This window comes from Nonomuraea sp. NPDC048882 (assembly GCF_040649755.1).
GTDB lineage: Bacteria > Actinomycetota > Actinomycetes > Streptosporangiales > Streptosporangiaceae > Nonomuraea > Nonomuraea maheshkhaliensis.
The window spans coordinates 324,301-345,735 of record NZ_JBEZGB010000009.1 but is presented as its reverse complement, the minus strand read 5'-3'; the positions used below and the strand labels follow the sequence as shown (position 1 = coordinate 345,735).

Sequence of the window (21,435 nt, the reverse complement as noted above, 5' to 3'; positions counted from 1 at the left end):
GCAGAGCTTAGTCAGGACTGCTTGGTACTGGAGTCCTGGTCGCCGTTGCGCTCCACGGTGGCCTCGGACTCCTTCTTGCCCTCCTCGTCGAGCGCGGTCTCCTGCTCGACCGGCTCGTCATCGCTGGCCGGGGCGTCGCCAGGAGTGACGACGCGGCCGATGGCCGCCTTCACCCAACGGGTCTCGATCCCCGGCGCGACCTCGAGGATGACATCCTCATTGTCCACCGCGACGACCGTGGCGAACAGCCCGGTCGTGGTCATGACCCGCGCACCCGGAGCCAGCGAGTTCTGCATCTGGACCGCCTCTTGCTGCCGCTTGCGCTGAGGGCGGATCAGCAGGAAGTAGAACACCACCACCAGAAGAATCAGCGGCAGGATGCTTCCGAGTTGTCCCATGTCCATAAGGGGCGACCTTCCATTGTCGTACAAGAAGTTGACACCGGCCTCGCGCCGGAAATTCCGTGCGTTGCGTCGGGCCGCGCCGCTCAGCCCGTCAGCCTACACAGCCAGCCAAGCCACGGAGTGTAGGCGCTTGTTGCGAAACGCGGCAACGAGGCAGCGTTTCGGCGCGCGGGGAAGTTCCCAATTTGAAACGGTTGCAACCGTTCTGTAATCAGTCGAAAAGCGTAGCTCCGAACGCATCCGGCGGGGGTGTCATCCCGAGATGAGTCCACGCCGCAGCGGTGGCCACCCGGCCGCGCGGCGTCCTGGCCAGCAGACCTTGCCGGACGAGGAACGGCTCGGCCACCACCTCGACCGTCTCCGGCTCCTCCCCCACAGCCACCGCCAGCGTCGAGAGCCCCACCGGGCCGCCGCCGAACTTGCGCAGCAGCACGCCGAGCACCGCCCGGTCGAGCCGGTCAAGCCCTTCGGCGTCGACCTCGTACAAGTTGAGCGCCGCCGAGGCCACGTCGCGGTCGATGACGCCGTCCGCGCGCACGTCCGCGAAATCCCGCACCCGGCGCAGCAGCCGGTTGGCGATGCGGGGCGTGCCGCGCGAACGCCTGGCGATCTCGTGGGCGGCCTCGTCGGGGAGCACGACGCCGAGCAGCTTGGCCGAGCGGCGCAGCACCTGCTCCAGCTCGGCCGCCTCGTAGAAGTCCATGTGGGCGGTGAAGCCGAAACGGTCGCGCAGCGGCGCCGGCAGCAGCCCGGCCCTGGTCGTGGCGCCGACCAGCGTGAAGGTCGCGATCTCCAGCGGGATGGCGGTCGCCCCCGGGCCCTTGCCGACCACGATGTCGACCCGGAAGTCCTCCATGGCCAGGTAGAGCATCTCCTCGGCGGGCCTGGCCATCCGGTGGATCTCGTCGATGAACAGCACCTCGCCCTCGGTCAGCGTGGACAGGATCGCCGCGAGGTCTCCCGCCCGTTCGAGCGCGGGGCCCGAGGTGATCCTCAGCGGCGCGTTCAGCTCGGCCGCGATGATCATGGCCAGCGTCGTCTTGCCCAGGCCCGGGGCGCCGCTCATGAGCACGTGATCGGGCGGGCTCTCGCGGCGCAGGGCGCTTTCGAGCACGAGGGACAACTGCTCACGCACCCGGCCCTGGCCGATGAACTCACTCAGCCGCTTGGGGCGCAGCGCGGCCTCGATCTGCAACTCGTCGCCTCCGGCCGCAGGCGAAAGAATCTCCCTCTCAAAGTCCATCGCGCCCCACCCTCCCCTTCCACTCGGACCGGCCCTCAGCCGCCACGGCACCCAGATCGGCAACCCAGCCGACCCGTGGGGCGGCAGGCGTGACGCTGGAGTGGGCGGCGCGGTGGCAAGCGGTGCTTACAGGGGCTGGGTCGGCACATGCGACTCGCCCGCTCGCGACTGGTCGCCGGGTGATGGCGGCTTGCCCGGTGGCGGGGACCTGGTCTGGGGTGGGGACCTGCCCGGTGGCGGGGGCTTGTGGGGTGGGGGTCATCGGATGCTCAAGGAGCGGAGGGCGGACTTCAGGAGGGCGGCTATCTGGGGTTGGCGGCCGGCGGCCAGGTCGGCGTCGGCGTCGGGCTCCACGGCCGCGATGGCCTCGTCGGCGTCCTTGCTGGAGTAGCCCAGCCCCACCAGGCCGGAGTGGACCTGCTCGCGCCAGAGTGCCACCTTGCGCTCTCCGTTGATGGCGGCGTTGACGGCCTCCTCGGGCGTGCCGAGCCGGTCTTTGAGCTCCAGTACGATCCGCTGCGCCCCCTTCTGCCCGATTCCTGGCACCTGGGTGAGCGCCTTGAGGTCGGCGCTGGCCACGGCGACGCGCAGCGCGTTGGGCGTGTGGACGGCGAGCATGGCCAGGGCCAGCTTGGGCCCCACGCCGCTGGCCGTCTGCAGCAGCTCGAACACGGCCCGCTCATCGTCGGTGGCGAAGCCGTAAAGGGTGAGTGACTCCTCGCGCACCACCAGCGACGTGGCCAGGCGCGCCTCCTCGCCCATGCGGAGCGTGGCGAGCGTGCCCGGGGTGCAGTGGGTCAGGATGCCGACACCGCCCACCTCGATCACGGCTCCGTCGGGCGCTATCGCCGTCACCTTGCCCGCCACTGACGCGATCACGCCTTGCCTCCCGTCACCCACGCCGCCACGAAACGACTCCCGTCACCGGCGGTTTCGTCACCGGCTCGCGCCTGAGCGCACGCCGCGCCCCCGGCTCGAGTGGCAGCACGCCGCCGCCTCGGCCCGTGGGCCTCCACGACCGGTTCCCACATCTCACCACGGATCGCGCTCCCGGCACGCCACATCCCCCGGTGGATCGCTGAGAGCTGAGCGGGCTGAGGCGACGTTGTGACTGGTGAAGCCCGATGCGAGGGCCGACACGGAGGCGAGGGCCAGGGCGAAGAACGGACGGCGCGAGGCCCCAGGTGAAGCCCGGTGTGTGGCTCGGGGCCCAGCTTGGTGTGTGGCTCGGGATTGTGGCTGGTGTGTAGGTGGCATCGGTCTCGTGGCGCGGGACGCGGCGGGAACAAGTGGCGGCTTGCGAGGTGCCCGGGGCCGTTCACGAGACGGGCCCGGCCGGTACGTGTGCGCCGGTGCCACAAGACGGGCGCGACGGCCGCGCGCACGGCGGGACGGGGCTCGCGACGGCGCTGCGGCAGGCGGCCCGCTCGGCCTCCGGGCGGCGGATCATCAGCCGGCCTCTTCGCTGGCGGCACAGGTAGCCGGTCATAGGCGAAGGCCGTTGCGGGCGGCCCAGGAAGCCGGTCATCGGCGGGTGTCCTTGCGGGTGGCGCGGGCGACGGCTTCGGCGAGGCGGTGTTGGGCGCCGCCGCGCCAGACGTGGCAGATGGCCAGGGCGAGGGCGTCGGCGGCGTCGGCGGGCTTGGGGATCTCGGTGAGCCGCAGCAGCCGGGTGACCATGGCGCCGATCTGTTTCTTGTCGGCCGTGCCGCTGCCCGTGATGGCCGCCTTGACCTCGGACGGCGTGTGCAGCGCCACGGGCAGGCCGCGCCGGGCCGCGCAGAGGACCGCGATGCCGGCTGCCTGGGCGGTGCCCATCACGGTGCGGACGTTGTGCTGGCTGAAGACGCGCTCGACCGCCACCGCGTCGGGGCGTACGTCGTCGAGCCACCGCTCGATCCCCGCCTCGATGCCGACGAGTCTGGAGCCGAGGTCCTCGTCGGCCCCGGTGCGGACCACCCCGACGGCCACCAGGGCCAGGGGCGCGCCAGGGCGCCCTTCGACGGCCCCGAGACCGCACCGGGTCAGCCCCGGGTCGACGCCCATCACCCGCACCGGCATGCCTCCAGAAAGACCAGAACACCTGTTCGGCAGGAGACTTTACTCCGGCGTGGGCGCGGGCGCATCGGGAAACGCGCGTCAGAAGTAGTCGAGCATGTACGGCCGGGCGGCGAAGGCCGCTTCAAGTGCCTGGTCATAGCGGTCATCTCCGGACATGAGACCGCTGAGACGCAGCGTGTAGGGCGGCACACCGGCGTACAGGGCGGAGAATCCGTTCACTGAGAGCGTGACGCCGGTGCCCTCGGCCGGCGTGGCCGTGCCGGATCCGCCGGAGATGTCCAGCCGCCACGTGCCCCCGCCCCTCGTCGGGTCGTCCACGGTGACGACGGCGTCGCAGGCCGCCTGCGCCGGGTAGCCCCTACGCTCGACCGCCGCGGCCACGTCCAGCACCCTGAACATCCACCGCGTCTCCGTGATCTTCTCCTTCGTCCGGTCGGGCAGCAGCCACAGCACCGGGTCGTCCGGCGCCACGGTGGCGACGACGTCACGGGCGATGGAGGACGCGCTGCCGACCATGGACCACAGGGCCCGCAGGGTGTCGGGCGAGGCGGCGACGAGGTTCTCGACCTCGATGTCGTCACCCTTCCAGCGGTAGATCACGTAACCGTCGTCGGCGAGGTAGAGGAAGTCGTCCTCGTCGGCCAGCCACAGGTCCCACGTCCGCTCGTCGTACGAGATGGGCCCGCTGGAGCGGGCGGCGGCGTGCGCGCGGTGCAGTACGGAGACGACGTGGCCGCCGTCGCCCGGCCCCATCCTGCGCAGCTTGACCGGGGCTGACGGGCGGATCCTGCGCAGCGACTCGGCGGGGAGCCTGACGGTCCGCATGGCTCCAGCGTGCTCGTAGCCGACCCCCCGGTAGATGGGCGTGGTGGCCGGGTAGAGCGCGGAGATCGCGTCGCCCAGCTCGGTCGCCCGGTCCATGACGGCCCGCATGATCCGGGTGCCGACGCCGCGCCCGCGGTCCTCGGGGTTGACGGTCACCCCCGCGATCCCGGCCATCGGCTGCGGCCTGCCGTGCCACCACTGCGTGAACTGGCGCAGCCGTGCCGCGGCGGCCAGCCGCGGGCCGTCGAACGCGCCCAGATAGCGGCCCTCGGCCAGGATCGGCAGCGTGGCCTGGCGCCACTTCTCCCTGTCGGCGGCGGGCAGGGGGCCGAACGACCGCCTGCGGACGTCGAGGACGTCGTCGAGGTCTTCGGGTGTTATGTCGCGAATTTCCACAATCAGCAAACCTACGCAGCGTCCGTACGTACCGGCGAACTGTTTGTCGTGATGGCGAGCCTGTCGAGGTAGAGGAGCTGCGCGGCCACGAGGGCGGCCAGCGCGACGGCGACCACGAGCAGCGGCGTGGCGGCGCCGAGGTCGGGGGTGCCCCCGGCGAAGGAGCCGAGCCGGTTCACCTGGCTGACCGGCGTGGTGAACAGGTCGGCCCGCTGCGCGACGAGCAGCGGCCAGCTGAGGTCGTGGGCGTTCACGAGGGTGACGCCGCCGGCCAGGATGCCCGCCATGGGGAGCGAGGGCAGCAGCACGCCGCCGAAGAAGTCGCCGCCGGAACGTTCGGACAGCCCCTTGCACAGGAGGGTCAGCACGAGCAGGGCGGGCACGCTCACCAGCAGCGGCGGGATCAGGGCGGGGAAGGAGTCGATGAGGCCGAGGTTGCGGGCGTTCTGCCAGTTGGCGACGCCGAGCGGGCCGGGGCCGACGAACAGCCAGGGGGCGAACGCCAGCAGCAGCCACTCGCTGCCCCGGCCGAGCGGGCGCAGGCCGCCGATGCCGAGCGCCGCGAGGTAGGCCACGCCCACGGACACGACGGCTCCCGCCAGGGCCGGCACCCAGGTGTTGACGTGGGTAGCCCAGGTCGAGGCCGGAGCGGACGGGGTGGCGAGCACGCCGTCGATCCACGGCCAGGACAGCAGCACCCAGGCGGCGGCGAAGATCAGCAGGGCGACCGCGCCGGCCGCCACCCATCCGGGCCCGGATGCACGCCGCCCGGCGAGGGCCGCACCGTACGCCCCGCCACCAGGAGCACCCGGCGATCCGTGAGACGTGGGCACGCCGGGCGGTGCGTCGTATGCGCCTCCGTGGGGTGCCGCCTCGCCGTGGGGACCGTGGGGATTGTGGGGTCGGTACGCGCCGCCGTGGGGGACGGCGGATTGGCCGTGCGGTGCGTACGCGCCGCCGTGGGCTGTGGCCTCGCCATGGGGTACGGGGTCGCCCTGGGGTGCCGGTACGCCCGAGGCGTAGGCCTTCCTGGCCGGTCCGTCCGGCGTGACGCGCGGCGTCACCGTGATGCGCAGCCGCGCGAGGACCACGACGAGCGTGGCGACGATGCCCAGCACGCCGAGGATCACCCCTGAGAGGGCCGCCACGGACGCGCCAGGGCCGAACCGGGCCATTCTGAAGGCGTAGTCGTACTGCAGGCCCGCCAGCGTCTCTGTGGCGTGCTGAGGGCCTCCGTGCGTGAGCACCATGCCGATGGAGAACGTCTGGATGCCGGTGGCGACGGTGGCGAGCGCGACGAGCGCGCCGACGGCGAGCGTCGCCGGCACGGCGGAGCCGCCGCGCAGAGCGGGCAGGTAGGCGAGCACGGCCAGCGCGCACACGACGCCGAACGTGGCGGCGGCGACGATGAGCCGCAGCGTCCACGGCGCGCTCTCAGGCTCGCGCAGCCCCTGGGCCAGCGCGGCCAGGCCGGAAGACTCGGGCGACAGCCCGCGCGTCCACGCGCCCGCGACGGCGACCGGCGAGAACGTGACCACGGCCAGCGAGAGCACGATCCGCCCCGCCCGCCTCGGCCAGGCGCCGGCCCGGTCGAGCGCCAGCGCCAGCAGCGGCGCCACCACCACGGCGACCAGCAGCGGGAGCAGGGTCAGCGAGAGCGTGAAGCTCAGCGCCCGCCAGAACGCGCCGTCGCCGAGCAGATCCGCGTAGTTGGCCGTCCCCGCGTAGGCGCTCTCCCGCATGAAACCGCCGCTCTGGAAACTGAGCCAGAGCGTCTGGACGGTCGGCAGGACCAGCGTGATGAGGGCGCCGAACAGCGCGGGCACGGCCAGAAGCCAGCCGAGCGCCGACAGGTTCGGCCGAGGCGGGTTGGGGGAAGTCACGTCGCCCGACCCTACTTCGCCCCGGCCCCGCACGCACGCCCGACAGACCGGTACTCAACGGGAGTCTCGGAAACAGGCCCGCGCGAACGCGTCCGAGCGCACCTGCACGTCCGAGCGCGAACGTACGGACGCAGGCGCCCCGGAGCGGTCAGTCGAGCGCCGCCAGCACCTCGTCCGAGACGTCGAAGTTGGCGAAGACGTTCTGCACGTCGTCGCTGTCCTCCAGCGCGTCGATGAGGCGGAACACCTTCTTGGCGCCCTCCTCGTCGAGCGGCACGCTCATCGTCGGCAGGAAGCTGGACTCGGCCGAGTCGTAGTCGATCCCGGCGTCCTGGAGGGCCTTGCGGACCGGCACCAGGTCGCCGGCCTCGGAGACGACCTCGAAACTGTCGCCGAGGTCGTTGACCTCCTCGGCGCCCGCCTCCAGCACGGCCATCAGCACGGTGTCCTCGTCGAGCCCGCCCTCCTTGGGCACGATCACGACGCCCTTGCGGTTGAACATGTAGGAGACGGACCCGGGGTCGGCCAGCGAGCCGCCGTTGCGGGTGAGCGCGACGCGGACCTCGGAGGCCGCGCGGTTGCGGTTGTCGGTGAGGCACTCGATGAGCACCGCGACGCCGCCGGGCGCGTAGCCCTCGTACATGATGGTCTGCCAGTCGGCGCCGCCGGCCTCCAGGCCGCCACCGCGCTTGCGCGCCCGCTCGATGTTGTCGTTGGGCACGGAGTTCTTCTTCGCCTTGAAGATGGCGTCGAAGAGGGTGGGGTTGGCGTCCGGGTCAGGGCCACCGGTCCGGGCCGCCACTTCGATGTTCTTGATGAGCTTGGCGAACAGCTTGCCGCGCTTGGCGTCGAGCGCGGCCTTCTTGTGCTTCGTCGTCGCCCATTTGGAGTGGCCGGACATTACCTAGAGCTCCCTCACCATGTCTACGAAGTAACGGTGCACGCGGACGTCCCCGGTGAGCTCGGGATGGAACGACGTCGCGAGCAACGGCCCTTGACGGACCGCGACGATCCTATCCCCAGGCTCGGCCCTGCCCAGCACATCGACGTCCGCGCCGACGGATTCGACCCAGGGCGCGCGAATGAAGACGGCGTGCACGCGCTGCCCGGCGAAGGTCAGGTCGGACTCGAAGGAGTCGACCTGGCGGCCGAACGCGTTGCGTCTGACCACCATGTCGATGCCGCCGATGGTCTGCTGGCCCGCGACGCCGTCCTCGATCCTGTCGGCCAGCATGATCATGCCGGCGCAGGAGCCGTAGGCGGGCAGGCCCTCCTTGATGCGCATGCGCAGCGGGTCGAGCAGGTCGAACGTCTCGGCGAGCTTCCACATCGTGGTCGACTCGCCGCCGGGGATGACCAGCCCGTCGACCGCGTCCAGCTCGGCGGGGCGGCGCACGGCCACGGCCGTCGCGCCGGCCTCCTGGAGCATGCGCGCATGCTCGCGCACGTCCCCCTGGAGGGCGAGTACACCGATCGTGGGCACAGTCGATCCTTTCGTCCGGGTACGGGTTCCGACAATTCAACACCAGGACGGGCCGACGTCTTCCGCCAGGGCCGGTCACACAGGCCCACCGCAGCGCAATTCACTGGGCCGATCATTGGGCCGGTCACAAGCGGGGTTCGTCCCTGCGACCGAGTTTGGCCAGGACGGGCAGGGCGGCCGCGAGGGTGGCGCGCTCCTCCTCCGTGAGCGCCTCCAGCTCACGGGCGAGGCGCGCGATCCTGGCCTGGCGGACGGCGTGCAGCCGCTCGCGGCCCTCGGCGGTGAGCTCGACCGTCCTGACGCGCGCGTCGGCGGGGTCGGCGCTCCTGCTGACCAGGCCGGCCTCCTCCAGCCGGTTGATCTGGACGGTCATGGTCGGCAGCTGCACACCGTGCTCCTCGGCCAGCCCGGTCATGCGGCGCGGGCCGGGTTCGAGCGAGCCCATGACGCCGTACTGCTGGCTGGTGACGGGCTGGCCGGCGACGGTGCGCCTGAGCAGGAGGACCAGGTGGCGCAGCACCGCGGAGACGTGGCCGGCCAGCCGGGTGACGTCGTCGCTCATGCCACCAACCTAGATCTTCCTGAACGGGAAGGAGCCCGGCGCCAGGCCGGGCTCCCATGATCCACGCAGAGCGTTACGGCCGCTCGGTCTCCAGCCGGACCGTCTCCTCCGCCGTGATCTGCCGGCCGAGCCGCAGCGCCGGGTCGAGCGGACGCAGGTACGTCTGCTGGACCCCGGGCACCCGGTCCTCGATGACGAACGTGGCCCGGGTGTAGACGTCGGCGCCCGGCGTGCGGACCTGCGGCACGACCTTGAAGTCGGCCGCCATCTGGTCGCGCTCGATCGTCGTCAGCACGTACCCGCGCTGGTTGTTGTAGAACTTCAGGTGCGGGTTGATGGCCAGGAACGGGTGCGTCGCCGGGTCGGAGTCGGCCCCGTCGCCGCCCGTCGAGATCGAGGTGGCCACCAGCTCCGAGCCCACCGACGGCCCGGTCGGGTCGTCGTAGTCGAGCTTGAGGTCGCTGGCCCAGTGCGCGTGCACGTCGCCGGTGAGCACGACCGGGTTGCGCACCTGCGCGTCCACCCAGCCCTGGGTGATGCGCTGCCGGGAGGCGACGTAGCCGTCCCAGGCGTCCATCGAGGTGACCTTGGCGGGGCCGGCGTTGTTGTCGCGCTGGGCGAAGAAGACCTGCTGGCCCAGGATGTCCCACTGGGCGCGGGAGGCGCGGAAGCCGTCCAGCAGCCACTCCTCCTGCTCCGCGCCGGTGATCGAGCGGGCCGGGTCGACGGCGGCGGGGCAGTCGCGGTAGCCGTCTCCGCAGCCCTGGTCGTCGCGGTACTGGCGGGTGTCGAGCATGTGGAACGTGGCCATCCTGCCCCACCTGACCCGCCGGTAGAGCTGCATGTCGATGCCGCGCGGGATCGAGGTGCGGCGCAGCGGCATGTTCTCGTAGTACGCGCGGAAGGCGGCCTCGCGCCTGCTCAGGAAGTTCGGCTGGGGGACCTCGGGCTTCTCCGGCACCTCGTCGGCCCAGTTGTTGTCCACCTCGTGGTCGTCCCACACAACCAGCCACGGCGACGCGGCGTGGGCGGCCTGGAGGTCGGGGTCGGACTTGTACTGGGCGTGGCGCTGGCGGTAGTTCGCCAGGGTCTCGGTCTCGGGGCCCTCGTGGTGGCGGACGTTGCCGCCGGGACTGTTGTAGGTGTCGCGGGTGTACTCGTACTGGTAGTCGCCCAGGTGCAGGATCACGTCGGGGCGCTCGGCGGCCAGGTGGCGGTAGCTGGTGAAGTAGCCGTGCTCGTACTGGGCGCAGGAGACGAAGGCCATGCTCAGGGCGCCGCCGTACGAGAGCGGGTGCGGGGCGGTGCGGGCGCGGCCGAGCGGCGAGACGTACGGGCCGACGCGGAAGCGGTACCAGTACTCGCGGTCGGAGCTCAGCCCCGAGACCTCGACGTGGACGCTGTGGCCCCATTCGGGCGTGGCGACGCTCACCCCGGCGCGCACGACGCGGCGGGCGCGCTCGTCGGCGTACACCTGCCACTGCACGGGGAAGGGCCGCCCGGGCATGCCGCCGAGCCCGTCCTCGGCCATCGGCTGCTGGGCGAGCCTAGTCCACAGCACGAAGCCCTCGTGGTCGGGGTCTCCGCAGGCGACGCCGAGGGTGAACGGGTCGGTACGCAGCCCGCGCGAGGCCAGGCTCTGGGCCGTCTCGGCGGCGGGGTCGGGTTCGGCGTGCGCGGCGGTGGCCGGAACGGCCACGGCGGCGCCGGCCGCTAAACCGGTGACGAGGAAATGCCGGCGGTTGAGTGACATGCGGCGCTCCTGTGACGATCTTCGGGTGAGGGGACGTCCCGTAGCTTTACTGAAGATCATGACTACGTGGTGAACACCACACAACACGAAAAAGACGACATCCTTCGCGGATGCCGCCTTCTCCGGCGAAAATCGCCGTCAGCTGTGGCGCCCCCGAAAGGCCGGGCCATCGTGCTCCCGGCCTGCCGAGGATGATCGTCTCACGCGCGCAAGCCTGTGACCTGCAACGACGCGCCTGATGTCACCAGCCGCGCTCGGCCAGGCGGTGCGGCTGCGGGATCTCGTCGACGTTGATGCCGACCATGGCCTCGCCGAGGCCGCGGGAGACCTTGGCGATGACGTCGGGGTCGTCGTAGAACGTGGTGGCCTTGACAATGGCCGCCGCGCGCTTGGCCGGGTCGCCCGACTTGAAGATGCCCGAGCCCACGAAGACGCCCTCGGCGCCGAGCTGCATCATCATCGCCGCGTCGGCCGGGGTGGCGATGCCGCCGGCGGTGAACAGCACGACCGGGAGCTTGCCGGTCTTGGCGACCTCGGCGACCAGCTCGTAGGGGGCCTGCAGCTCCTTGGCGGCGACGTAGAGCTCGTCCTCCGGCAGCGAGGTCAGGCGCTTGATCTCGGCGCGGATCGTGCGCATGTGGGTGACGGCGTTGGAGACGTCGCCGGTGCCGGCCTCGCCCTTGGAGCGGATCATGGCCGCGCCCTCGGTGATGCGGCGCAGCGCCTCGCCCAGGTTGGTGGCACCACAGACGAAGGGCACGGTGAACTGCCACTTGTCGATGTGGTTGGCGTAGTCGGCCGGGGTCAGCACCTCGGACTCGTCCACGTAGTCGACGCCGAGCGCCTGCAGCACCCTGGCCTCGACGAAGTGGCCGATGCGGGCCTTGGCCATGACGGGGATCGACACGGCGGCGATGATGCCGTCGATCATGTCGGGGTCGCTCATCCTGGACACGCCGCCCTGCGCCCGGATGTCGGCGGGCACGCGCTCCAGGGCCATGACGGCGACCGCGCCGGCGTCCTCGGCGATCTTGGCCTGCTCAGGCGTGACGACGTCCATGATGACGCCGCCCTTGAGCATCTCGGCCATGCCGCGCTTGACGCGCGCGGTCCCGGTGACGGTTCCGGTGACAGTTCCGGTGGCTGGGGTGCTTTCTGGCGTGCTGCTGGACACGGTCATCCTCACGGGCTCTCACGGCGATTCGGTAAGTTATCAACCCCATCGTAGGTCCTGGAGGACCCCTCCCCCGACATGCCAAGATGTCAGGTTTTATCGCCGTACCTATACAGGTAGGCGCTAGGGGATGACGGGCTTGCGGCTGGCGAGCGCCACCCAGACCTGGCCGGGCGCGAAGTTCATCGGCTCGCCGCTCGGTGTGGTGAACGTCGTCCCCCCGTCCTCGGATTCCCGTTCCCACCTCGCCTTGTAAGCTTTGCCGTCGCGCAGCACGATCGCCGAGCCCTTGCCCGTGGTGTGCACGAGCGGCGTGTAGCTCTGGTTCTTGTCGTGGAACTCCGAGCGCTCGGTCTTGGTGTACTGCACCACGATCGTCGGCGCGCCGAGCTGACCGCCCTCGGCGGCCATGTCCTTCTTCCCGTCCTGCCAGATCAGCCACTGCTTCTTCTCCGCCGACCAGGCGAAGGTGAAGCGCGCGGCGGGCCACTTGACGCTGTACGACTTGCGCTCGACCCCGCCCTCGGCCGGCGCGTCGCCGAAGGTGAAGCCGATGTCCTTGGCCTTGGTCGCCTTGGGCGCCTTGGCCAGCAGCTGCTTGGTGTTGGCGAAGAGGTTGTAGGGGGCGAAGCGGCCGGGCTGGCGGAAGTACGCGCCCGGGTTGCGGGTGTCGCCCACGTCGAACAGCGACGCCTCGGCGATGAACGGCAGCATCTTGGTCTGCGCGCCGGAGTAGGAGAAGGCCGGCTTGCCGAACTGGGGCGCGATGTGCAGGTCGGAGATGCGGGCGCTGCGTACGGGGCCCACCTTGGCGGGCAGCTTCGAGGAGAAGATCGCCATGAGCCGGGTCAGCCCCGCCTCGACCTGCTCGATGTAGACGATGTCCGCGCTCTTGAGCCCGAGCTGCGGCTTGCCCGCCGCGGTGTTCTCGATCTTCACCGCGAGGACCGGCCTGAGCCTCTCGTACGGCTTGCCGGTGAACGGGTGGGCGTTGACCTCCTCCGGCTCCTCGCTGGGCGCGGCGGAGGCGGCGGCCTGTGGCGCCTGACCCGCGGCGGGCTCGTCGGAGGAGCAGGCCGAGACGGGCAGCAGCACGGCCGCTCCGGCCAGCCAGAACGTGATCACCCGGGGTAGCCGCACCTGTAACACTCCTCGCTTCAGCCCGAAATCGGTCTGAAGCTTACTGGCTTCCCCAAATTAGGTCATTCAGTTGCCATGGTCGCAGGCGGATTGTCATCAATCTCGAAGAATTGTGGGTATTCGGTGTGGCCGGCCAGGCGGAGCGTCCTGGCGAGCCAGCGGCGCTGCGCCGTCCGCGTGACACCGACGGCGTTGTTGTAGAAGCGGCGTGAGTAGACCACCTTGGCCACCGCCGCGTCGAGCTCTTCCAGCAGGTCGGGGCCGCCTGGCGCCTCGGAGAGCTTCTCCCTGAACCGCTCCTGGTCCACCGCCGCGCGCAGGGCCCGCGACAGGTCGCTCTCGGCGTGCTCGCGCTCCTCGGGGCCGGCCGTCCTGGCCTCGTGCGCGGCCGCGGCCAGGACCAGGGAGGTGGCGGGGTCGAGCAGGCGCGAGCCGGCCAGCTCCAGCACCACCGCCCGGCGCCGCATCAGCGCGGCGTCCAGCGACTCCTGGGCCAGCTCAAGCCGGATGTGCAGGCGGTCGAGCCGGCCCGCCCGCCAGGAGATGTAGACGGCCGTGAGCACGACGACGATGCCCACGATCAGCACGACCATGGTGGACGTCACAGGTCCTCCTCCACCCGTCCCGCGCCGCTCATGGTGACGGTCTCGTAGACGCGTACGACGTCGCGCGCCACCGTGGACCAGTCGTACTTCCTGACCGCCACCAGCGCCTCGGCCGCCAGCTTGGCCCGGCGTTCGGGCGCGCCGAGCAGCGCGGCGGCCTCGCGGGCCAGCGAGCCGGGATCGCCGTTGGTGAACAGCGCGCCCGCCTGCCCCTCCCCCAGCACCCGGCGGAAGGCGGGGATGTCGCTGGCCAGCACCGTCGCCCCCGACGCCATGGCCTCGGCCAGCACGATGCCGAAGCTCTCACCGCGCGTGTTGGGCGCGCAGAACACGTCCACGGAGTGGTAGGCGCGGATCTTGTCGGCCTCGCTCACCATGCCCAGCACCGTCACCCGGTCGTGGAAGGGCTTGCGCACCCGGTCGTAGACGTCCTTCGCGTCGCCGGGCCCGGCGATCAGCAGCTTCACCTCCGGGTGTTCCTCCGCCAGCGTGTTGAACGCGTCGAGCAGGATCGGCAGGCCCTTGCGCTCCTCGTCCATGCGGCCGAGGAAGCCCAGCGTGGTGCCGTCGGGGCCCCAGCCGTCGAGCGGCTCGGCCTCGGTGTAGCGGGAGACGGTGACGCCGTTGGGGATGAGCACGGTGTCGCCGCCGAACTGCTCGACCAGGCTCTTGCGGGCCGCGTCGGAGACCGCGATGCGCCCGCTGAGCTTCTCCAGGGCGCTGCGCAGCAGCGGCTCGGCCACCGCGATGGCCCGCGAGCGGGTGAACGAGGCGTGGAACGTGGCCACGATCGGCCCCTTGGCCGCCCAGCAGGCCAGCACGCCCAGGCTCGGGATCAGCGGCTCGTGGATGTGCAGCACGTCGAACTCGCCTGTGCGGACCCAGCGCCGCACCCGCGCCGCCGACAGGAAGCCGAACGACATCCTGGCCACCGACCCGTTGTACGGGACCGGGATCGCCCGTCCCGCGCCCGTCACATAAGGGGGCAGCTCGTCGTCGTCGGCCGCCGGCGCGATCACCGACACCTCGTGGCCCTGCGCGATGAGCGCCTGGGCCAGGTCGTCGATGTGCTGCTTGACCCCGCCCGGCATGTCCCACGAATAAGGGCAGACGATGCCGACCCTCATCGCGGATCCCGGCCGGGTGGCAGGTCGTCGAGCCAGAGGCGCTGCAGCATGTGCCAGTCTTCTGGGTGCTCGGAGATGCCCTTCTCGAACACGTCGGCCAGGTGCTGGGCCACCGCCGCGACCTTCTCCTGCCTGGCGCCCTCCTCGGGGACGGGCACCTCCTCGTGGATGTGGATGCCCCAGTCGGCGCCGACGAAGTAGACGGTGGCGGGCAGCAGCGCCGCGCCCGTCTGCACGGCCAGCAGCGGCGGCCCCGCGGGCATCTTGGTGGCCGCGCCGAAGAAGCGCACCTCCACGCCGCTCTTGGTCAGGTCGCGCTCGGCCGGCAGGCAGACCACGCCGCCCTTGCGCACCCGCGTGGCCAGGGTGCCGAAGTTGTGCCCGTCGCCGCCGGTGAGCGGCAGCACCTCCATGCCGAGGCCCTCGCGGAAGGCCACGTAACGCTTGAACAGCGACTCGGGCTTGAGCCGCTCGGCCACGGTGGTGAACGGATGGCCCACGCCCACCAGCCACGCCCCCGCCTGGTCCCAGTTGCCCATGTGCGGCAGCGCTAAGACCACCCCGCGCCCGGCGGCCACGTTGTCGTGGACGTGCTCGGCCCCGATGACGTGGGTGCGGCGCACGACCTCCTCGCGCGGCATCGACGGCAGCCGGAAGATCTCGTGGAAGTAGCGGAAGTAGGAGCGCATGCCCGCCCGGCCCAGCTCGCGCAGCTCCCGGCTGCCGGGATCGAGGCCGGTCACCCGGCTCAGGTTGGACTCCAGCCTGCGCACCGACTTGCCCTGCCGGGCCCAGACGCGGTCGGCCAGGAAGCGGAAGACGGCGGCGGTCGGGCGCTCGGGCAGCAGCGGCACGAGCTTCCATCCGGCCGCGAACCCGGCGGCCACCACCCGGTCGCCGAAGGACACCCGTTCGCTCATCTCTCCCCCATCTCGTCGCGCGCCGTGTCTTGATTCTCCTCGCCGGCGTCGCGTCCGGGCGTGTCGCGCGTCTGCCGGTGGACTTCCAGCACGCGCTGCCCCACGGTGATCACGCTGGCCGCCGCGAGCAGCCACATGCCGACCGGCAGCACGTACGGGACCCCCAAGCCGGCGAGGAAGGCCGCCACCAGCACCACCACCAGCCGCTCAGGCCGCTCGGCCAGCCCGACGTCGGCCGTGAGCCCGAGCCCCTCGGCCCTGGCCTTGGCGTAGGAGACGATGGCCCCCGCGATCAGGCACAGCAGCCCCACCGCGGCCATCAGGACGTCGCCGGCCCCGATGAAGTAGAGGATCAAGCCGGCGAAGATGGCCGCGTCGGCGACCCGGTCGAAGGTGGAGTCGAGGAAGGCTCCCCAGGTGCTGCCGCCCTTGCCGCCGAGCCGGGCCACCACGCCGTCGAGCAGGTCGAACAGCACGAAGACGGTGATGACGAGGGCCCCTGCGGTGAGCAGGCCCAAAGGGAAGAAGAGCAGGGCCGACACGACGGTGCCGAGGGTGCCGACCGCCGTGACGGCGTTGGGGCCGATCCCGCGGCCCACGAGGGCCCTGCCCAGCGGGGTGAGTATCCGGGTCATGACCGGGCGCAGGAGTTTGAGCATCGCGGTCCGATCGTAGGCCATGACTCGCCTGAGGACTTTCTTTGCCTCGCCCCCCTTGTGATATCCGCCACACGGGTATTTGGTGAACACACCGCGTCCATGCGGTTTCGTTCACCCTCCGCGCGGGCGCGGCGTTGGCTTACGGTCCGACGACGCGGGAGGCGATGGTGGCGGAAAGACACTCAGGCGGGGCCGTGGGAGCCGCGGGCAGGGCACCCGCGGCCGACAGGGCGGATGCGATACGCAATGTCGTGCTGGTCGGCCACTCAGGAGCGGGCAAGACGACCCTCGTCGAGCAGCTGCTGGCCGCGACGGGCACCGTTCAGCGCCCGGGACGCGTGGAGGACGGCAACACGGTCAGCGACTTCGACGAGGTCGAGGTCCGGCAGCAGCGCTCGGTCAACCTGGCCGTGGCGCCCCTCGTGCACAACGGCATCAAGATCAATCTCCTGGACACGCCGGGGTACGCGGACTTCGTCGGCGACCTGCGGGCCGGGCTGCGCGCGGCCGACGCCGCGCTGTTCATCGTGTCGGCCTCCGACGGGGTCGACGGGCTCACCCAGATGTTGTGGGAGGAGTGCGCCCAGGTCGGCATGCCGCGCGCGGTCGTGATCACCAAGATCGACCACCAGCGGGCCGACTTCGACGAGGTGCTGACCACCTGCCAGGACGTTTTCGGCGACGGCGTCGCGCCGCTCTATCTCCCGGTGATCACCAACGGTCACGTCAACGGGCTGATCGGGCTGCTGACGCAGAAGTTCTACAACTACGCCACCGGCGAACGCACGGTGAAAGACCCGGGCTCGGAGTACGAGGCCCAGATCGAGGCGTACCGAGGCTCGCTGATCGAAGGGATCATCCAGGAGAGCGAGGACGAATCGCTCATGGAGCGATACCTCGAAGGTGAGCCCATCGACACCAAGGTCCTCATCGAGGACCTGGAGAAGGCCGTCGCACGCGGCAGCTTCTACCCGGTGCTCTGCTGCGGGCTCGGCGTGGGCGCACAGGAAGTGCTCGAACTCATGACGCAGGGCTTCCCCTCCCCCCTCGAACATCCCATGCCGGAGATCACCGATCTGTCCGGCAAGCCGGTCAAGGGCATCACGTGCGACCCCGACGGCCCGCTCGTGGCGGAGGTCGTCAAGACCACCAGCGACCCGTACGTGGGCCGCATCAGCCTCGTACGCGTCTTCTCCGGCACCCTGCGCCCCGACATGACCGTGCACGTGTCCGGCCACGGCCTGGCCGAGCGCGGCCACGAGGACCACGACGTGGACGAGCGCATCGGCACCCTGACCTGCCCGCTGGGCAAGCAGCAGCGCGGCGCGGCCAAGGGCATGGCCGGCGACATCGTGGCCGTGGCCAAGCTGTCGCGGGCCGAGACCGGCGACACGCTCTCCGAGGTGGAGCGCCCGCTGCTCATGACGTCGTGGGACATGCCCGACCCGCTCCTGCCCGTCGCGATCAGGGCCAAGTCCAAGGCCGACGAGGACAAGCTGTCGCAGGCCCTCGGCCGGCTGGTGGCCGAGGACCCGACGCTGCGGCTGGAGAACAACGCCGAGACGCGCCAGCTCGTCCTGTGGTGCATGGGCGAGGCGCACACCGACGTGCTGCTCGACCGCCTGGCCAAGCGGCACGGCGTCGAGGTCGAGCGGATCGACCTGCGGGTGCCGCTGCGTGAGACGTTCGGCGGCAAGTGCCAGGCGATGGGCCGCAACGTCAAGCAGACCGGCGGCCACGGCCAGTACGCCATCTGCCACCTGGAGGTCGAGCCGCTGCCGTCCGGCGGGGGCTTCGAGTTCGTGGACAAGATCGTCGGCGGCGTGGTGCCCCGGCAGTTCATCCCGTCGGTGGAGAAGGGCGTGCGGGCCCAGATGGAGCGCGGCGTCGTCGCCGGCTATCCGATGGTGGACGTGCGCGTCACCCTCTACGACGGCAAGGCCCACTCGGTCGACTCCTCCGACATGGCCTTCCAGATCGCGGGCCAGCTCGCGCTCAAGGAGGCCGCGTCCAAGGTCTCGACGCTGCTGCTCGAGCCGGTGGACGAGCTGTCGGTGCTGGTGGCCGATGACTACGTCGGGTCGGTGATGTCCGATCTGTCCTCGCGGCGCGGGCGCGTGCTCGGCACCGAGCCGGTCGGCACCGGCCGTACCCTCGTCAAGGCCGAGGTGCCCGAGCTGGAGATAACGCGGTACGCGATCGACCTGAGATCCATGTCACACGGCACCGGGACGTTCCACCGGACGTTCCTGAGGTACGAACCGCTGCCGCCGAACCTCGCGAGCAAGGTGGCCACCGGGGATTGAGGCCCGTGGAGGAGCCGGGAGGGCTTAGTCCCTCCCGGCACACCAATCACCAAATATCTCAAAAACATCACGAGTTGATTTCGGTTTTCCGTCCCGAGCACGCCTGAGCAGGTGTCACACTGGGTGGCACTATGCCAACTGGACGCCCACTCCTAGCCGCTGCTGCACTCGCGGTGGTGACCACCACCGCCGCCTACTACTTCGGCCCCGGTGCCGGGGCGAGTCCCGCAGCGAGCGAGAAGAAGACGGCCACCGCCGCACCCGCAGCGACCTGCACGGCCGACGCCGACCATCCCAAGCGCGAGCTGCGCGGGGTGTGGATCGCCACCACCCAGAACATCGACTGGCCCTCCAAGGCCGGTCTCAGCGCGGACCGGCAGAAGGCCGAGTACGTCAAGATCCTCGACAGCGCCGCCAGACGCAACCTCAACGCGGTGTTCGTCCAGGTGCGACCGGCCTCCGACGCGCTCTACAAGTCCTCGCTGGAGCCCTGGTCGCAGTACCTGACCGGCACGGCCGGCAAGGACCCGGGCTGGGATCCGCTGCCGTTCCTCATCGACGAGGCGCACAAGCGCGGCATGGAGTTCCACGCCTGGTTCAACCCCTACCGCGCCTCCTACGGCGCCAGCACCGCCGAACTGCCCGCCGGCCACCCGGCGCGCAAGCACCCCGACTGGACGATCAAGTACGGCGGCCGCCTCTACTACAACCCGGGCCTGCCGGCCGTGCGCGAGCACGTGACCAAGGTCATCACCGACGTGGTCGACCGCTACGACGTCGACGGCGTGCACTTCGACGACTACTTCTACCCCTACCCCGTGGCGGGGGCGAAGTTCGACGACGGCGCCGCGTTCCGCAAGTACGGCAAGGGCGCCAAGCTCGCCGAATGGCGCCGCGGCAACGTCAACACGCTGGTGGCCGAGGTCGACAAGGCGGTGCACCGGGCCAAGGGCCACGTCAAGTTCGGCATCAGCCCGTTCGGCATCTGGCGCAACAAGTCCAACGACCCGACCGGCTCCAGCACGTCGGGGATGTCCGCGTACGACTCGATCTACGCCGACGCCCGCGAGTGGATCAAGTCGGGTACCGTCGACTACGTGCTGCCGCAGCTCTACTGGCCGCGCGGCCACAAGCTGGCCGACTACACCACGCTGGCACGCTGGTGGTCCGGCGAGGTCAAGGGCACCGACGTGCAGCTCTACATCGGCCACGGCCTCTACCGGGTCGGCTCCACGGACGACAAGACCTGGACCAAGCCGGGCGAGCTGTCCGGCCAGGTGGGCGTCAACCGCGCCGGCAAGCAGATCGACGGCTCCGTCTACTTCAGCGCCAAGCAGTTGCTGACCAACCCGCTCAAGGCGGTGGACCGGGTCGCCAAGGCCCACTACAGCCGCCCGGCGCTGCAGCCGCTGAACAAGAGCCTCGGCGGCCAGGCTCCTCCGGCTCCCGCCGGAGCCAAGGCGTCAGGCGCCCGGCTGTCCTGGACGCCGTCCGCGGGGGCGCGTGCCTACGCGGTCTACCAGGTGCCCAAGTCCGGCAAGGACTGCCACACCACCGACGCGCGCAACCTGGTGGCCGTGGTGAGCGATCCGTCGTACGCGGTCAAGTCGGCCGGGACCTACCTGGTGACCTCGCTCGACCGGCTGCACCACGAGAGCAAGGCGGTCAAGGTGAAGGTAGACGCGGTCTGACGGCCGCCTGCCGACGCGAAAAAGGGCCGGTCCGTGACGGACCGGCCCTTTTTCATGCCGTCGTCAGCCCCAGGCGTCGGCGAGGAGCTGACGGGTGTCGCGCAGCAGTTGCGGCAGGACCTTGGTCTGGGCCACGACGGGCATGAAGTTCGTGTCGCCGCCCCACCTGGGCACCACGTGCTGGTGCAGGTGGGCGGCGATGCCCGCGCCGGCGACCTGGCCCAGGTTCATCCCGACGTTGAAGCCCTGCGCGCCGCTGGCCTTGCGCAGCGCCCGCACCGACTCCTGGGTGAAGGCCCCCAGCTCGGCCACCTCCGCCGCGTTCAGCTCGTCGTAGCCGGACACGTGCCGGTAGGGCACGACCATCAGATGACCCGAGTTGTACGGATAGAGGTTGAGCACGGCGTAGACGGACTCGCCCCGCTTGACGATCAGGCCGTCCTCGTCGCTCATCTTGGGGATCGCGTCGAACGGGCAGCCGTCGCCGGGCCCGGTGCCGGTCGGCTTGTTCTCGCCCTTGATGTAGGCCATGCGATGCGGGGTCCACAGACGCTGGAAGTTGTCGGGGGACCCTGCCCCTGCCTGATCGTGCATAACTAGCAGCATAGGACCCCGGACAAACGAGGGGTCCTTCCGGCACAATCCTGAGCACCCCCAACAGGAGGCCGCGATGACCGAAGCCTTAGCCGAACAGTCCACTCAGCCCGCCGAGTCCTCGGACACACCCGCCCAGCTCTCCGACGCGCCCTCCGGCTCGCCGGCTCCGTCCTACATCGAGGCGTCCGTGTCCGGCGCCACCGTGAAGGGCCGGATCAAGGTGGCCGACGAGGTCGTCGAGAAGGTCGCCTCACTGGCCGCGCTCGAAGTGCCCGGCGTCGCCGACATGGGCGGCGACCTGGCGCGGGCCTTCGAGTCCGTACGCGACCGCATCGGCATCGGCTCGCGCCGGGGCACCCAGGGCGTCAGCGCGCAGATCCAGGACCGCCAGGTGGGAGTGAGCCTGACGATCGTGGTGGAGTACGGCCACGTCGTCATGGACGTCGCCGCCGAGGTCAAGACGAACGTGGCCAAGAGCGTCAGCCGCATGCTCGGGATGCGCGTCATCGAGGTCAACGTGACCGTGGACGACGTCCGCCTCCCCGGCGAGGCCCGGCCGGCGCCGCGCGAGCCCGCCGAGGACGACGTACCGTCCTGATCCGTGGT

Annotated in this window: 20 protein-coding genes; 3 read left to right on the top strand and 17 right to left on the bottom strand. The window is 70.8% G+C overall.

Annotated features, from left to right (window positions below; translation table 11 throughout):
• Positions 1–11: 11 nt before the first annotated feature.
• The 16 genes from yajC to pgsA form a co-directional block, all read right to left on the bottom strand.
• Positions 12–404 carry a preprotein translocase subunit YajC gene (gene yajC, locus AB0C27_RS31520; protein WP_357851152.1) on the bottom strand — a complete coding sequence of 131 codons (393 nt, stop codon included), beginning with the start codon at positions 402–404 and terminating at the stop codon, positions 12–14.
• A 211-nt stretch (positions 405–615) separates the two neighbouring features.
• Entirely contained in the window at positions 616–1,647 is a 1,032-nt protein-coding gene (gene ruvB, locus AB0C27_RS31515) for a Holliday junction branch migration DNA helicase RuvB (RefSeq protein ID WP_357851149.1), read from the bottom strand.
• A gap of 258 nt (positions 1,648–1,905) precedes the next feature.
• Positions 1,906–2,526: a Holliday junction branch migration protein RuvA gene (gene ruvA, locus AB0C27_RS31510; RefSeq protein WP_346108019.1), complete on the bottom strand. Its 621-nt coding sequence runs from the start codon at positions 2,524–2,526 to the stop codon at positions 1,906–1,908.
• 645 nt (positions 2,527–3,171) lie between these two features.
• Positions 3,172–3,702, bottom strand: coding sequence for a crossover junction endodeoxyribonuclease RuvC (gene ruvC, locus AB0C27_RS31505; protein WP_357851417.1), 531 nt, complete (start codon positions 3,700–3,702; stop codon positions 3,172–3,174).
• Positions 3,703–3,786: 84 nt separating this feature from the next.
• Complete coding sequence (locus tag AB0C27_RS31500; protein WP_357851145.1) at positions 3,787–4,929, bottom strand: GNAT family N-acetyltransferase; 1,143 nt, start codon at positions 4,927–4,929, stop codon at positions 3,787–3,789.
• A gap of 11 nt (positions 4,930–4,940) precedes the next feature.
• Positions 4,941–6,812: a hypothetical protein gene (locus tag AB0C27_RS31495; protein WP_357851142.1), complete on the bottom strand. Its 1,872-nt coding sequence runs from the start codon at positions 6,810–6,812 to the stop codon at positions 4,941–4,943.
• Between the two features lie 148 nt (positions 6,813–6,960).
• Entirely contained in the window at positions 6,961–7,713 is a 753-nt protein-coding gene (locus AB0C27_RS31490; RefSeq protein WP_357851139.1) for a YebC/PmpR family DNA-binding transcriptional regulator, read from the bottom strand.
• 3 nt (positions 7,714–7,716) lie between these two features.
• On the bottom strand, positions 7,717–8,295 hold the full coding sequence (gene pdxT / locus AB0C27_RS31485) for a pyridoxal 5'-phosphate synthase glutaminase subunit PdxT (RefSeq protein WP_346108012.1): 579 nt from the start codon (positions 8,293–8,295) through the stop codon (positions 7,717–7,719).
• A gap of 124 nt (positions 8,296–8,419) precedes the next feature.
• Positions 8,420–8,857, bottom strand: coding sequence for a MarR family transcriptional regulator (locus AB0C27_RS31480; protein WP_357851136.1), 438 nt, complete (start codon positions 8,855–8,857; stop codon positions 8,420–8,422).
• 73 nt (positions 8,858–8,930) lie between these two features.
• On the bottom strand, positions 8,931–10,610 hold the full coding sequence (locus tag AB0C27_RS31475) for an alkaline phosphatase D family protein (RefSeq protein WP_357851133.1): 1,680 nt from the start codon (positions 10,608–10,610) through the stop codon (positions 8,931–8,933).
• 241 nt (positions 10,611–10,851) lie between these two features.
• On the bottom strand, positions 10,852–11,790 hold the full coding sequence (pdxS, locus tag AB0C27_RS31470; RefSeq protein ID WP_357851414.1) for a pyridoxal 5'-phosphate synthase lyase subunit PdxS: 939 nt from the start codon (positions 11,788–11,790) through the stop codon (positions 10,852–10,854).
• 117 nt (positions 11,791–11,907) lie between these two features.
• Positions 11,908–12,924 (bottom strand): DUF3048 domain-containing protein, encoded by a 1,017-nt coding sequence (locus AB0C27_RS31465; protein ID WP_357851130.1) that lies wholly within the window; start codon positions 12,922–12,924, stop codon positions 11,908–11,910.
• A 62-nt stretch (positions 12,925–12,986) separates the two neighbouring features.
• Complete coding sequence (locus tag AB0C27_RS31460) at positions 12,987–13,529, bottom strand: hypothetical protein (protein ID WP_346108004.1); 543 nt, start codon at positions 13,527–13,529, stop codon at positions 12,987–12,989.
• Complete coding sequence (locus tag AB0C27_RS31455; protein WP_357851127.1) at positions 13,526–14,656, bottom strand: glycosyltransferase family 4 protein; 1,131 nt, start codon at positions 14,654–14,656, stop codon at positions 13,526–13,528. The genes AB0C27_RS31460 and AB0C27_RS31455 overlap by 4 nt, the downstream gene beginning before the upstream one ends.
• Positions 14,653–15,576 (bottom strand): phosphatidylinositol mannoside acyltransferase, encoded by a 924-nt coding sequence (locus tag AB0C27_RS31450; protein WP_357851124.1) that lies wholly within the window; start codon positions 15,574–15,576, stop codon positions 14,653–14,655. The genes AB0C27_RS31455 and AB0C27_RS31450 overlap by 4 nt, the downstream gene beginning before the upstream one ends.
• Positions 15,573–16,256, bottom strand: coding sequence for a phosphatidylinositol phosphate synthase (pgsA, locus tag AB0C27_RS31445; RefSeq protein WP_357851121.1), 684 nt, complete (start codon positions 16,254–16,256; stop codon positions 15,573–15,575). Before pgsA ends, AB0C27_RS31450 begins: the two co-directional genes overlap by 4 nt.
• Positions 16,257–16,402: 146 nt before the next feature.
• Here pgsA and AB0C27_RS31440 point away from each other — a divergent pair, with 146 nt between their 5' ends.
• Together AB0C27_RS31440 and AB0C27_RS31435 are read left to right on the top strand one after the other, a co-directional pair.
• A complete protein-coding gene (locus AB0C27_RS31440) occupies positions 16,403–18,541 on the top strand; it encodes an elongation factor G-like protein EF-G2 (RefSeq protein WP_357851119.1) in 2,139 nt (712 codons plus the stop codon).
• Positions 18,542–18,717: 176 nt separating this feature from the next.
• Entirely contained in the window at positions 18,718–20,232 is a 1,515-nt protein-coding gene (locus AB0C27_RS31435; RefSeq protein WP_357851116.1) for a family 10 glycosylhydrolase, read from the top strand.
• A 63-nt stretch (positions 20,233–20,295) separates the two neighbouring features.
• Here AB0C27_RS31435 and AB0C27_RS31430 read toward each other — a convergent pair whose 3' ends face one another.
• Positions 20,296–20,826, bottom strand: a complete 531-nt coding sequence (locus tag AB0C27_RS31430; RefSeq protein WP_357851113.1) for an HIT domain-containing protein — start codon at positions 20,824–20,826, stop codon at positions 20,296–20,298.
• 76 nt (positions 20,827–20,902) lie between these two features.
• On the opposite strand from AB0C27_RS31430, the gene AB0C27_RS31425 reads away from it, so the two are divergent.
• Positions 20,903–21,427: an Asp23/Gls24 family envelope stress response protein gene (locus AB0C27_RS31425; protein WP_357851110.1), complete on the top strand. Its 525-nt coding sequence runs from the start codon at positions 20,903–20,905 to the stop codon at positions 21,425–21,427.
• The last annotated feature ends 8 nt before the right edge of the window (positions 21,428–21,435 follow it).